This is a genomic window from Maribacter litopenaei (genome assembly GCF_025244665.1).
Lineage (GTDB): Bacteria > Bacteroidota > Bacteroidia > Flavobacteriales > Flavobacteriaceae > Maribacter > Maribacter litopenaei.
The window spans coordinates 2,263,746-2,277,452 of record NZ_CP104205.1; the positions used below are offsets into that span (position 1 = coordinate 2,263,746).

The window sequence follows — 13,707 nt, forward strand, 5'->3', positions numbered from 1 at the left end:
GAGTATCGTAGATAGTTATTTCGTTTGTGGAATAGTTGCCTGAATATCAAACGGAAGAACTCTTTCTCTCATTAAAACTTTATCACTAAAATGCCTTGAAATCTGCATTCTTTTATTAAAATCATCTTCCTCACCTTTATAATGAAAGTTTTGGATTGCCAAACAGTTTTTATGCTCAAAAATTGTTTTCAATAAAGTTCTGTCTGAAAGACCACAAGAATGACCTATAATAAAAACATCAAATTCCTTTGAATCTAAAATATTTAATAAATGATGATAATTCCTAGTTACGGGGTATTGGAATGATTTGATTTTTCTAATCAATTCATTATTATCTTCAAATTCTAATTTCCTATATGATTCATTTGTATCATCGCCATAGCCAAATATTATTGGATTGTTTAGATTATCAACCTGTCCATGGATATTAATATGTTTAATATCTCTTTTTATGAAGCTATTATTTGTTAGTACCCTGGCCGTATTTGTATAATTGAAGTTTAAAAAAATAACTTCTGTTGGGTCATCTTTTCTATTATGTCTTGAAATCAGGCCTGAAATTTCATGACTTAGTTTTGATTGAGCTTTTTCAATTAATGAGCTTAATGGAGAATTAGCATAAGAAATGTTGGCATTATAATCTATCACTGAAATATAATCCTGGAGTTTTGAAGTTAAAATGTCCATTAACCAATTTAACTCTTTAATCAATCCTAGTTTACGCTTGAATGGGTTCAATGGGCCCGAGAGTTCATAGATACTTAATAATTTATCAAAATAGTATTGTTCTATATCCACCCATCGTTCATTTGAAGTTTTTATAATTTCCTCGAAAAAGCGATGCTTATAATTAATTACACTAACTTTTTCTATAAATTTTAAAGCGTCTTTTGCACTTTCCTTTTTTTCAAGTGCCTCAATTACTTCATTGAAAGGCTCTCTATAATTGGTATTTCCGCTTTTTATTGATATTAATTCTGAATCATATGTGTGTTCAGAAAGGAAAAATCCAACGGCGTTTTTAATATATGCATCAATAAAGTTTTTATAGCTTGTTTTAAGCCCGCAAGCCCTGTCAAAACCGTTTCCTATAAGAACTATTCTATTGTATTCACTCATTATTAAAAGAATCTAAGAACAATTAATCTTAACAAACTGACTATAAAATTTTTGGTTTTTCTCGGTTTCTCCTTTACCATAATTATCAAATTTTTAAAACAATTGAGTAGTATTAAGTTTAAACTTAGCTTTCGATACCAAGAGGTAGAGTAAATACAGCTATTCATTATATAAAGTAAATGAACTTATCCTTAAGTCAATTAGAGGATAAGGTTTTTCAAGAATCCCCAACAAGATAATAAGTGTTTAAAGCTTTCCTTTTGGAAATCCGTAAAACTTATAAGACCTTATTTGTTTTGTATCTTTTCCTGTATCCTAATTGATTCATCATGTATAGTATTCCAAATACTTTTTACGAACATGGGGTCTAAGCCTTTTTCAGCACCTTGGCCCATGGCCTCCTTTAAAATGGCTTCCCAACGGTTACCCTGAACTACGGGAAGTCCCCGCTCCTTTTTATAAGTACCAATGGTTACGGCATGTTGCATGCGTCGCGCCAATAGTTCCAATAATTGGGCATCTATGTCATCAATGTCTTTTCGGATGTTTTGGATAAAGGGTGAGTTCATTTTGGTTGTTGGTTGTTGGTTGTAAAATTATAACTATTCCATGTCCGGTCGAGCCGTCACATCGAGCGGAGTCGAGATGCGAGACCTCTTTACCTCTAAGAATTTTTAAATACCTCTCGACTGCGCTCGAGGAGACAATAATCCCTCCTTAATCCAAATTCTTGGACGGAATGGAGTACGCCATTAACGCCGCAATGACCAAGGGCACCGAAAAGATAGTAAATAAGGTTTCTATGGACAATTGCCAATCGCTCAATACCCCAAAAAGCAGAGGTCCCAAAATGGCACCAAAACGGCCTATGCCCATCGCCAGCCCTACCCCCGTAGAGCGTATTTGCGCGGGATACACCCGTGTAGCAATGGGAAACAGCGTATTGAATCCGCCTTGCACAAAAAATCCAATAAAAAATATCAGGATAAACATGATCATGTAGGTCAGCCCCACATTGGCGTATAACAACATACTACAAAAAGCGGTCAACAGGAAGACCAAAATGGTCCGTTTTGGCCCAAACCTATTGGCAAAGTAGCTCATGGCAATGACCCCAATCAAAGCACCCAAATTGAGCATCATCCCGGCATAGGTAGCCATTTCAAAGGGCATCCCGGAATCCTTGGCAATACCCGGCACCCAACTCATCAGGGTATATAGCGTCAAGAAGCCAAAGAATATGGCCGTCCACAAACGCAAGGTGGAGGGTTTCAGTTCTATGGACAATACCTTTTTCAGGTTGATGTTCCTGGAATGTGAGGGTTCCTTTTCGGTCTCGGGTTGCAGCTCCACCGTTTCGACGTATTCGCCTTTGTTCATCCGTACCAACAATCGTTTTATTTTTTGCATCTTATTGTCGTCTGACTGGTTGGCCAAAAAGTCGAGGGATTCCGGCATCAAAAAGTAGACGGCAATCAGCATCAACAAAGACACCGAGCCCGCAAAGAGGTAGGCAAAGCGCCATCCGAATTCCGGTACGGCCCACGCCGCAAAGAAGCCCGTAAGGATGGCACCCAGTGGCCATCCCCCCTGTATCAGCCCGACATTAAAATCCCGCGAGGCATTGTTGGAATACTCCGAGGTAATCGCGGCCATGGTGGGCAGAATGCCGCCAATACCCAATCCGGTCAAGACCCGTAGCACTAAAATTTGCGGATAGGACGTTACAAAATAGACACTGATCATGCCCACGGTGTTCAAGATCAGGGCAATAATAAACAGTTTGCGTCGCCCAATCTTGTCACCAAACGGCGCCAGGAAAAAGCTGCCCAAAGTCATCCCGATCAAGCCCATGCTAAAGACCCATCCCATTTCGCTTTTGGAAAGTCCCCATTCCTCTATGATTTCCGGATCGGTATAGGAGACCACCAGGACGTCCATACCGTCGTTCATGTTGAGGACAAAGCACAGGAATACCACCATGATCTGGTAGCCGCTCATCGTTGTGGTGTCTATTATTTTTCGTAATTGCATGGTTTGGTTGTTGGTTGTTTTCTTAGTTTCAATTTCAAATTAGTTAATCCTCTTGTCCGGTCGAGCGCAGTCGAGGTTTGTGCTGGTCGAGCGCAGTCGAGGTTTGTCCGGTCGAGCGCAGTCGAGACCTCAATCAGGTCTAAAATCATAATGACTCGCATTTCGGCATTCTGCTAAAATTTGTAACATTTTATTGTCGCCATTGACCAAGGCGTATTTTTTAGATTTGCTCCACTTTTTTATCTTCTTTTCAAAGAAAATTGCCTGATTTATATCGTTAAATGTTTCATGCCAAATCAACTTAACTGGGCGCCTTTTGTATGTATAACAGGCTTTGTTCAATCCTTTTTCATGTTCATCCACACGACGCGCTACATCATTGGTAAAGCCAGTATACAGCATCCCGTCATTACATTCAAGGATATAGACATAATAGAATTTCATTTTGTTTTTTTAGGTCTCGACTGTGCTCGACCTGACATTATTGGATTGATTCATTTTTTGAGGTCTCGACTGCGCTCGAACTGACATTATTGGATTGATTCGGTTATTTTAGGTCTCGCATCTCGACTGTACTCGATGTGACAGCTCGACCTGACATCATTAGTTTCTTGTTCATTTTTAATTACCTCGATAGGCGGTATCAATTGTGATGTTGCCATTTGCGACCCGACTCACACAGGCGCATATCTTTTTGTTCTCCCCTTTTTCCGCCTCGCTAAAAAAGAAGTCTCGATGGTCGATATCGCCCGTATACTCAAGGATATCCACCTGACACAGTCCGCACTCCCCTTTTTTACAGTCGTACATCACATCAATTTCGGCGGCCTCCATGGCATGCAACAGCGTCTCATTTTCTTTAACCTCTATTTGCTTGTTATATCCGGGAATATTGACCATAAACTTTTGTGGGGCGAACAATCCCGAGGCACCAAAGGTCTCGTACCGAAGGTTTGTATTCTCAAACGGACTTTGCTCCCAAGTCTTTCGCACGGCGTTCATCAGCCCGATTGGCCCACAGAGATACACCTGGGTCCGTTCATCGACCATTTCCAACAGTCGGGCAGTGTCGAACAATCCATCGGCATCACTAAAATGTAGGGTGAGTCGGTATCCCAACAGTTCCTGCAATTCCTGAATAAAGGGCATTTCCTCGCTGGACTGCCCCAAATAGAGCATATTCACCTGTTTTTCAGGACGATGGGCCAATTGTTGGGCCATGCCCACGATGGGCGTGATTCCAATACCTCCGGCAATCAGCAAATAGTTCTTTGCCCCAAAACCAAGCTCAAAATGATTGGTGGGTTGGGAAATCTTGATCTTGCTGCCTTCCTTGAGCCGCCACATATATTGGGAACCGCCCCTACTCTGCGGCAGCCGCTTTACCGCAATTGTATAGGGTGCCTTGGGGTCATAGCTGCCTACTAAAGAATAACTACGGATTTCGGGAATATCATTAATCAGCACAGAAACATCCAAATGCGACCCCACGGTAAACTTTTCCATTCCCTTTTCCGGAGCGATCTGCAATTGCATCACATTGGCCGCCACCTGTTGGGTACGCACCACGGTCGCCTCCATCCATGTGTTTCGGTATCTCATGATGCCTGTTGTTCCTTTTCGACCATTTTATCCGTTATCCTTCGAGCCCACATGGCCCCAGCATCAATGTTCAAGTTATAGAATTCCCGTTCCGGATTATCGTTAATGGCCTGTTGCTGAGCCTCTAAAATATCCTCGTCCTGGGCGAAAATCCTGGACACTCCCTCCCGAAGTTCAATCGTATTGCTTTGGTCCTGGAGGTTATAGTTTCGGGCAAAGGCCCGAAATAATAACAGGTCTGATTGGTGGACGGGGTCATGGTATTCAATACATAGCCATTCACTCCCTGTGAGCGGTTCCCCTCCGGGGCTCCCGTATTCTGTATTGCCACCCCAACATCGATATTCACGGTGCACGGGGCCTGAAACTTGATGACCTGCCAACGGTCTACAAGTCCGTCATAGGTCATTTTCTTGTTCAATTGACTCTTCCAAAACGGCGGTGGGTCAATGCCCTTCATCCATCGGGTGACCGTAGCCGTATGTTCATCGTAGTGCACATCGAATGGGGCCTCGGCCACATTTCGGTCACCAATACTACCGGCATGTACAAAGGTTTCATGGGTAAGGTCATCAAATTATCCACTACCGGACGATAATTGCATTTTACCTCGATCATCTTACCATCCCCGGCCCATTTGGGGTCATCGTTCCAGTGCATATCGGGAATCTTTGATTCATCGGCCAGGGAAGAGTCCCCCATCCATACCCAAATGAATCGGTATTTTTGAACGGCCGGATACGAACGTACACAGGCCGAAGGATTGATCGTTTCCTGGGAGGGCATGTACGAGCAACGTCCGTCACTGTTGTACTCCGGACCGTGGTAACCGCAGACGACGGTATCGTCCCTTAAACTCCCTTTGGACAGGGGCAACAGGCGATGCCAGCAGGCATCCTCCAACACTACCGGAGTACCGTCCTTCTTTCTGTACAGTACCAATTTTTTGTTACAAACGGTACGTGCCAATAATTCATGCTTCAATTCCACGTCCCAGGCCGTCGCATACCATGCATTCATGGGGAACGATTCGTTCATGGTAAAAGTGGTTTTTACGGACATATCCTTTTGTTTTATCAATTTATATTTCGATGACTATTTTTGTTTCGGTTCCTTTCGAGGCCAGTTCCAGTGCCGATTGAAGCTCCGAAAAAGGCATGTATTTTGAAATGATTTGGCCCGGACGGATTGTTTTGGAAGCAATCAATTCCAAAGTTTTTTTGAAATCGGACGGATGGTCATAGATCAGCGAGGGAACGATCCGGATGCCTTCCCGTACCAATTGCAAGGGCTGAAATGAGGCCTTTTCCCCAGCCAAACCTAAAATGACCACTTCTGCACCTCGGGGCGCATTTTCAATGGCCATGCTTACCGTGGCAGCGGCTCCGGCGCATTCAAAAATGGCCATAACCCCGGCCTTTTCCCATTCGGTTTTCAATGGGTTTCCTTCTTCCGGTACGGCTCCCATGGATTGAGCCACCTCTATTTTATCCCGATTAATTTCCGAAACATACACCTTATACCCCAAGGCCAAGGCTACATGGGTCAGCAAGAGTCCGATAGCTCCCGGACCAATGACGGCAATGGCATCGCCCGGTTGTGCCGAACTTATTTTTAGCGCATGTACGCCTGCGGCGGTAGGCTCTATGGTCACTGCATCCGCATCCGAAACCTCAACAGGCACACGCCAGGCAAAATCAGAAGGAACGATCACATATTCCGCAAAGCAACCTTGCTCCGACAAACCGATGGTCCGTTTATTGGGGCAAATATTTCCCCTTCCCCGCTTGCAGTAGGTACAGTGTCCACAAGGAATATTGGGCTCCACCACTACCCGTTCGCCTATCCGGGTTTCGGGGACGTCCTTTCCCACAGCATCTATTTCCCCCAAACCTTCATGACCAATCACTGTGGGAACCGATAGCGGTCGGTGCCCGAGGAACAAATGCACATCGGACCCGCAAATACCTATTTGACGCAATTTTATACGAACGTCACCACTACCCGGTATGGGAATGTCTTGATCACTCTCTTTGAGTGTTTTTGGTATTTCTAGGTATGAGGCGCGCATTGGTATTTAAATTTGCCCAATTGTTGTATTGGGTCTTTCTATTATTTTTTTTCAATAACTGTAATTATTCATTACATGCCGTCACCTCGAGCGCAGTCGAGAGGTCTCTAAATAGTACGTTTTTTAAATGAGGTCTCGACTGCGCTCGACCTGACAAGAAAAGACTATTTATGAATAATTACCAATAGTCCATATTTATCTAATAATACTATTATTTTACAATTCTTCATTCAAATATTCCTATGGCTTTACCATTCCCGTCGATGGAAAAGGAAACCATTTAAACACTTTACTCTACAGGTCCGGGGGCTGGTTTTTTACCACTCTCCACCCAGTTTAAAAGACTTTCAAAGGCCATCCGGGTCTCTTACGGGGTAAATTGGCAATGTGCCTGACCATTGGTATAGTAAACCGTCAGGAATTCCGTCTTCCCCTGATCAATGACCATGTTTTCATAATTGGTGACACCATATGTTGGCGGAATCAATTGATCATATATCGTGTGCATCAACACTACCGGAGTATTGATATTCCCCGTTCTATCATATTTACTGAAAATAACTTCGGGATCTACGGTAGCTGGCAATCGCTCCGCCTTTTGGTTGACTTCCCAATCGTTGGGAAAACCGGAATACACAGTGTTTGTATTATCAAAAGGGTTTCCACCAGCCTTTTGGGCCAAATCCCGCAATACGTTCTCATTAAAGAAAAGGGAAAAAGGGAGGTCCTTAAATTTCAGGTCGAATTTCTTGGCAAAAGCGACTCCTAAAACGGAATCCTTTGCAACAATCGCCTTGGTTATTTCCTGGGCCTTGGAGACCATATTTCGCACATTTTGCGCCTCATAGGGTTTGCTGACATCAAAAATCTCTTTCAATGGGGTAATAACTCCCGGGAACAACCCATTGAAAGTCGCATACATATCGTATTCTTTTCTACACTGTAAATATGGCCTACTGGATAAAGGACATAAGGCCAGTCCCCCATCATAGGCATCCCCAAAATTTTCTAGCATGGCCAAGGTAATACCCCCGCCCATGGAATGGCCTGCCATGATCGTCTGTTTGGGCTCTCCGTATTTTTCAATAAAATACGCCCGGAGGGCCTCCGTATCATCCACCCCTTGCGCCAAGGCAAAACCCTGGTAAGCATAATCCGATGCGGCCACTGCAAAACCTTTCTCTAAAAACAGGCTCATTTTATTCTGAAAATCGGGATCCTCGCTTTGTAGTGGAGAACCCATAAAAGAATACCCATGGGCATACATGACCAAGTTTCCGTTCCAGGGTTCCGGAACAAAAATTTTAAATCCCGCACCGTTCAAATCACCCGATTCGGTTTTTACAGACGTCCGGGCCGTAAGGGAGCCAATGACGAAAAAGAATAATAGTAGTTTTTTCATGGTATTATGAATTTGGTTTTAACCCTAACATTTCAATGGCATTTTCCTTTAGGATAAGAGGTTTTACCTCTTCCCTGAATCCAGCCTCCTCAAAATCATTCATCCATCGTTCCGGAGTGATCAAAGGAAAATCGATCCCAAACAACATTCGTTTTTTTAATAAGGTATTGGCATATTGCACCAGCTGCTTGGGAAAATACTTGGGTAACCACCCACTTAAATCGATATACACATTCGGTTTATGCATGGCTACCGACAAAGCCTCATCTTGCCAAGGCCAACTTGGGTGAGCAATGATGACGGGATTATCGGGAAAGTCGATGGCCACGTCATCCAAGTGCATCGGATTTGAATATTCCAAGCGGAGTCCGCCACCCCCTTTAACACCGGAACCAAAACCGGAATGCCCGGAATGAAACAACATGGGTAGTTTATATTCGGCAATGACCTCATACAAATGGTAAGCCATACGGTCGTTGGGATAAAATCCTTGTACCGTGGGATGGAATTTGAATCCCTTTACTCCATAATTTTCAATAAGCTCACGCGCCTCCCTGGCACCCATACGGCCCTTATGAGGGTCGATACTGGCGAAGGCCAACATGACATCATCATTTTTTAAGGCACATTCGGCCACCTCAATATTGGGTATCCTTTTTTTGCCTACCTCATGTTCCGAATCAATGGTAAACATGACCAAGGCCATATTTTGGTCCCGATAAAAATCCGCGGTCTCCTGCATCGTCGGTCTTTTATCGGACTTGAAATACTTGGCAAAAGCCTCATCCAATTCGGGCCTGTAATCATCATGGGGCTGTTGACAGGATACCTCCGCATGGGTATGCACATCAATCGCCCTTATTTTTTCTATGTCAATCATTTTGTTTCTGACTATGTCACTTCGACTTAAGTTTACCTTGAGCGTAGTCGAAAGGCTCAGTGACCTTTACTTTTACTTTTAACTTACTAAGAAATCCTTTTAGAGGATAGGTAAAAAGTAACCACACCTGCCAAGAATGTCGGTACCGCGAATATCATAAAGGTCGAGGCCATCATAAAGCCCATCCCGATCAACACACCACCCACAGCAGGGCCGATCACACCTCCCAGTCGGCCGATGCCTATCGCCCATCCCAGTCCCGTGGTCCCTAAAATTGGTAGGATACATTCGCGCCGCTACTGCATACAGCCCTACAAAGCCTCCCTGCAAGGTAAAACCTAATAGACCGAATACAAAAAGTAACCAATCCGAACCGATGAACCATCTGAATACCATCATGAGAATTGCTGTCAATATCAAGTACACCGCAATGGTTTTCTTAAGCCCGAATCGGAGGAAAAATACCCCTGGAGAATGATACCACCCCAGGCCCCAACATTAAATACCGTACCGGCATAAATTGCCAAGGACATGGAAAGTCCCGTGGTTTCAGCCATTTTGGGTATCCAACTGGTTAAAAAGTACAGACAGCCAAAGGCCTGGAAAAGGGCAATCCATAATTGTATGGTGGAAATTCTAAACTCATCGTTCAATAACCGTTTCACCGGAATGCCACTAGTTTTGGATTCCCTGGGAGGAAATGCTTCTACGGGCTCAAACCCCATTTTTACTATGGTTTTATTCGCCTTGGCCAGGCCATTGTTGGGTTGCCTATTAAAATAAAAATCAATGGATTCCGACAGGAATATCAAAATCAAGGGGATGGTCACAAAGGATGCCAGCCCTGCCAATTTAAACATCATCTGCCATCCACTGGCCGGCACGACCGATGCGGCCACCAGTCCGGATAAAACAGCGCCCACAGGATATCCCGAAATGACAAAGCTCACCCAAAAATCCCTGGACTTATTAGGAGTGTACTCCGCCGTAAGGGCAGCTGTACTTGCCAACATGCTACCAATTCCAATACCACTGATAAAGCGCAAGGCAATAAGTTGGGTCACCGTTGTGGTCCAAGCCGTCAACATAATGCTGGTACCCATTAGCAGCGCACTCAAGACAATCATTTTTTTCCGTCCCATTTGATCGGCAAACGGGGCCGTAAACAGCGCTCCCAACGTCATTCCCGCCGGACCGGCACTGAACACAATCCCCAGCGCCTCGGGATCAACTTCCCATGATTTGGCGATGGCCGGTGCGCAATAGGAAATGACCAACACGTCCATTCCATCCAAAATGTTCATTAAGAAACAGACCAAAATGGTCCCATACTGCAATTTGGACATTGCAGACGAATCAATCAGTTTTTGTATGTTAGATTCCATTGGTTAGTTTTTGATTTCCAATATTCCAGGGTGCAATTTATCCTCGTAAATCCTCTCCACTATAGCACTTCTATGCTTTAAAAAGGAACGCTGGTTTATCGAACCTTTATCGGTTATTTCCCCTTTATCGATACTTAATTCAAAATCGGCAAAAACGGCACGCTTCACTTTTGTGGAACTGCCCGTGGCCGTTTTGGCAAGTGAATTTAAAAAGTTCTGAAGAAAATCCTTCAGCTCTTGCCGTTTCATTATTTCAGTTAGTTCTAAAGCGTCCACCTTAGCATCCGAAATCAATTCCTTGCATCGATTTACATCAGGTATCAAAATAGCCCCCGGATAATCCTTATCATGACCCGTAATCACGGCATCTCGCACCACCCCGTCACCTTGGGCTATCAGTTTTGCCCGTAAAACACCCACACTTACCCAAGTACCGGAGCTTAATTTAAAATCTTCCGCAATCCGACCGTCGAATAACATGCCGGCGTTTGGATCCTTCTCATCTATGAATTTTAAGGCGTCCCCTGTTTTATAAAATCCCTCTTCATCAAAAGCTTTTACTGTGGCTTCCGGATTTCTCCAATACCCAGGCGTTAGATTGTTCCCTTTAAAACGGGCTTCCAATTTATCCCCGTCGGGCAATAACTTTACCTCCAATCCGGGGACTGGAACGCCCAGCACTCCCGAAGTACTTCCGTATCTCGGTATTGAACATGGCAGACGGACTTGCCTCCGTCATACCTAATCCGGATGAGATTAAAATCTTTTTGCCTGTGGTTTCCAATGCCGGATTTTCCAATCCGTTCCACACATGTTGCGACATACTTGCACCGGCATAGAAAAACATTTTGAGCCTGGAGAAGAACAATTTTCGTAATTCGGCATCTTTCTTCAAAAAAGGAATCAATTCCTCAAAACCTTTAGGTACATTAAAATAAACCGTTGGGGCCAAGTCCCTTAGGTTTTTAACGGTCTTGGCGATACCTTGGGGCGTTGGGTTGCCTTCATCGATATACAAGGTACCCCCGTTGTATAGGGTTAAACCAAAATTGTGATTGCCCCCAAAGGTATGGTTCCAAGGCAACCAATCCATCAATTTCAACCCTCCATCCTTAAAAAATGGAAAAGTCCGGGTAATTTGTTGCCAGTTGGTATTCATGTTACCATGGGTATTGATGACCCCCTTGGGCAATCCCGTAGATCCGGATGTAAATAATATCTTGGCTATGGTCTCTGCATTGACCTTCTGATTTCGGCTTTCAACCGAATCCATTACCGGTGTCTGCAAAGCCCTTTCAAACGATAAATCCGAACCGCTACCATTGGTTACCGCCAAAACAGGGACATGTTTTGCGGTTGCCTCCAAGGCTCCCTGAAATATTGATGTATCATCCACAAAAATTAGACCTGGGGTCAATATGGAAATGCAATGGAATAGCTTCTCATATTTATCCGATTTTAAACTATACGCCGGACTGATGGGCGCATATGGAATCCCCACATGCATGGCGGCCAGGGCCAATAATCCGTGCTCCAATCCATTTCCGGACAGGATGGCGATGGGTTTTTCTTCGGAAACATCACACTCCAATAAAAACTGTGCTAGATGCTGCACCTTTTCCCATACCTCCGCGTAGGTCATTTTCAGCCATTCCCCATCCGAACCTCTTTGGGCCAAGAATACGGTATCAGGTGTTTGTTGTGTCCAGTACCGAAGGCTATCGGTAACCCTATCAGGACAAGATTCCAAGGGTATATTGGATTTTAAATAGATGACCCCATTTTCATCTACTCTTTTTTGGATGTCAATGGGTATGGTGGGCACTTCCAAATAATTCATTTCCTCCATCGCTAGGGTGCTCTTGGACCTGGTTCTAGTTTACTTGATAAAAACGAATGATAACGGCATCGGCCAAACGGGCTCCGCTGGCCACTGCAATGACCTTATTAAGCCACTTGTATTTTTCATGGGACGTTTCAAAGGTGGCCGCCGTTCGCATATAATATTCACTTGGGTGCACATTTTCCCCATTTTTCATACGTTCCAGCACCTCCGGTGACGCATGCCGCACCCCTTTGTTCACGATATAAATGAGCGCCCCATCGTCGGTTTGAAGGGTATATTGAGCGACTAAATCTGCCGTGCCATCCTCACGTACCGTTTGCCAGTCGGCACCACCACTCAGGATTTTTCCCTTTAACCTAGGGCCTTCAAAGGTACCCCCCACAATATTGATGATACGTCGGTTGCCGTAGGTAGTAACACCCAATTCTTGGGCCGGTTCCAGGAGGACGTTCTCCTCAAAAAGAAATTCCAAGGTGGGTTCAGGCACCCTGGATTGGGCATTTACTTGTGCCCATGTCCCCATGACTACTGCTATCAAAAAAACACGTATTCCCGTTTTCATGTTCGTATGCTTATTAATTATTTTTCCCCTACTTTTTTTGCGCGGCCTTCCAAAAAGTCACGTAAACGTTGTTTTGCCTCCGGTGCATCTTGCGCTATAGCACCGGCCATTGATTCCATCATAAGACCCACATCATGTCCCCCATCCACAATTCTTGGGAGGATGTTGGTAAGGGCAAAGTTGGTCATTGGAGCGTTTTGGCTGACTTTTTCTGCTAATTCTTCAGCTTTTTCCATACCCTTACCGGTTTCCTCCAAATACTGTGACAATCCTATTTGGTAGCCTTCTTCGGCCATGTAAACGCGTCCGGTCAACATCATATCGGTCATACGTGAAACACCAATCAATTTTGGCAACCGTACAGAACCACCTCCACCCACAAAAATGCCTCGCTGTCCCTCCTGGTAACGCATAAAAAGTGGTCTCTTCAGCTATTCTAATATGGCAGGAACTTGCCAATTCCAATCCCCCACCCACACAGGCTCCGTGCAGTAAGGCAATAACAGGTACACTGCTAAACTGTACCTTATCCATGGCGCTGTGCCATTTCCTTGAATGCAACATACCCTCAATGGCGGTGCTCTCTTTGAGATCTGAAAGGTCCAATCCCGCACAAAAGTGTTTTCCCTCTCCATAGATCAAAATACACTTGGCCTCTTTGGGAATATTGGAAAATATCTCCTCAATCTCGACAATGGTTTCCGTGTTTACAGCATTTCGTTTCTCCGGACGATTAAGTCCTACGTAAAACACCTTGCCCTTAAGTTCCGTCTTTATATTTTTATACTGTTTTGTCATCTATCCTT

The 13,707-nt window shown here is 44.3% G+C and carries 16 protein-coding genes and 1 pseudogene; all 17 read right to left on the reverse strand.

Annotation, left to right across the window (positions count from 1 at the left end; all coding sequences use genetic code 11):
• Nucleotides 1-15: 15 nt before the first annotated feature.
• A complete protein-coding gene (locus tag NYZ99_RS12300; protein WP_260571451.1) occupies nt 16-1,119 on the reverse strand; it encodes a bacteriophage abortive infection AbiH family protein in 1,104 nt (367 codons plus the stop codon).
• A 287-nt stretch (nt 1,120-1,406) separates the two neighbouring features.
• Nucleotides 1,407-1,688, reverse strand: a complete 282-nt coding sequence (locus NYZ99_RS12305) for a chorismate mutase (RefSeq protein WP_260571452.1) — start codon at nt 1,686-1,688, stop codon at nt 1,407-1,409.
• Nucleotides 1,689-1,836: 148 nt separating this feature from the next.
• Nucleotides 1,837-3,153, reverse strand: a complete 1,317-nt coding sequence (locus NYZ99_RS12310; RefSeq protein ID WP_260571453.1) for an MFS transporter — start codon at nt 3,151-3,153, stop codon at nt 1,837-1,839.
• Between the two features lie 129 nt (nt 3,154-3,282).
• Complete coding sequence (locus NYZ99_RS12315; RefSeq protein ID WP_260571454.1) at nt 3,283-3,597, reverse strand: GIY-YIG nuclease family protein; 315 nt, start codon at nt 3,595-3,597, stop codon at nt 3,283-3,285.
• 177 nt (nt 3,598-3,774) lie between these two features.
• Nucleotides 3,775-4,755, reverse strand: coding sequence for a PDR/VanB family oxidoreductase (locus tag NYZ99_RS12320; protein WP_260571455.1), 981 nt, complete (start codon nt 4,753-4,755; stop codon nt 3,775-3,777).
• Nucleotides 4,752-5,275, reverse strand: a pseudogene (locus NYZ99_RS12330) (RHO alpha subunit C-terminal catalytic domain-containing protein). The gene NYZ99_RS12320 and the pseudogene NYZ99_RS12330 overlap by 4 nt, the downstream one beginning before the upstream one ends.
• Nucleotides 5,212-5,817, reverse strand: a complete 606-nt coding sequence (locus NYZ99_RS12335; protein ID WP_260571456.1) for a Rieske 2Fe-2S domain-containing protein — start codon at nt 5,815-5,817, stop codon at nt 5,212-5,214. The pseudogene NYZ99_RS12330 and the gene NYZ99_RS12335 overlap by 64 nt, the downstream one beginning before the upstream one ends.
• Before the next feature lie 19 nt (nt 5,818-5,836).
• A complete protein-coding gene (locus tag NYZ99_RS12340; RefSeq protein WP_260571457.1) occupies nt 5,837-6,826 on the reverse strand; it encodes a zinc-dependent alcohol dehydrogenase in 990 nt (329 codons plus the stop codon).
• Between the two features lie 367 nt (nt 6,827-7,193).
• Nucleotides 7,194-8,228 (reverse strand): alpha/beta hydrolase family protein, encoded by a 1,035-nt coding sequence (locus NYZ99_RS12345; protein WP_260571458.1) that lies wholly within the window; start codon nt 8,226-8,228, stop codon nt 7,194-7,196.
• A 4-nt stretch (nt 8,229-8,232) separates the two neighbouring features.
• Nucleotides 8,233-9,108, reverse strand: a complete 876-nt coding sequence (locus tag NYZ99_RS12350; protein WP_276580544.1) for an amidohydrolase family protein — start codon at nt 9,106-9,108, stop codon at nt 8,233-8,235.
• A 99-nt stretch (nt 9,109-9,207) separates the two neighbouring features.
• The gene (locus NYZ99_RS12355; RefSeq protein WP_260571459.1) at nt 9,208-9,507 is read right to left on the reverse strand and encodes a hypothetical protein; all 300 of its coding nucleotides are present in this window, start codon (nt 9,505-9,507) and stop codon (nt 9,208-9,210) included.
• Nucleotides 9,508-9,524: 17 nt separating this feature from the next.
• A complete protein-coding gene (locus NYZ99_RS12360; RefSeq protein WP_260571461.1) occupies nt 9,525-10,493 on the reverse strand; it encodes an MFS transporter in 969 nt (322 codons plus the stop codon).
• 3 nt (nt 10,494-10,496) lie between these two features.
• Nucleotides 10,497-11,150, reverse strand: coding sequence for an AMP-binding protein (locus tag NYZ99_RS12365; protein ID WP_260571462.1), 654 nt, complete (start codon nt 11,148-11,150; stop codon nt 10,497-10,499).
• The gene (locus NYZ99_RS12370) at nt 11,119-12,342 is read right to left on the reverse strand and encodes an AMP-binding protein (RefSeq protein ID WP_260571464.1); all 1,224 of its coding nucleotides are present in this window, start codon (nt 12,340-12,342) and stop codon (nt 11,119-11,121) included. The genes NYZ99_RS12365 and NYZ99_RS12370 overlap by 32 nt, the downstream gene beginning before the upstream one ends.
• 25 nt (nt 12,343-12,367) lie before the next feature.
• Nucleotides 12,368-12,901: a DUF3237 domain-containing protein gene (locus tag NYZ99_RS12375; RefSeq protein ID WP_260571465.1), complete on the reverse strand. Its 534-nt coding sequence runs from the start codon at nt 12,899-12,901 to the stop codon at nt 12,368-12,370.
• Nucleotides 12,902-12,918: 17 nt separating this feature from the next.
• Complete coding sequence (locus NYZ99_RS12380) at nt 12,919-13,257, reverse strand: Clp protease/crotonase-like domain-containing protein (RefSeq protein WP_260571467.1); 339 nt, start codon at nt 13,255-13,257, stop codon at nt 12,919-12,921.
• Complete coding sequence (locus NYZ99_RS12385; protein WP_260571469.1) at nt 13,142-13,699, reverse strand: enoyl-CoA hydratase-related protein; 558 nt, start codon at nt 13,697-13,699, stop codon at nt 13,142-13,144. The genes NYZ99_RS12380 and NYZ99_RS12385 overlap by 116 nt, the downstream gene beginning before the upstream one ends.
• Nucleotides 13,700-13,707: the final 8 nt, after the last annotated feature.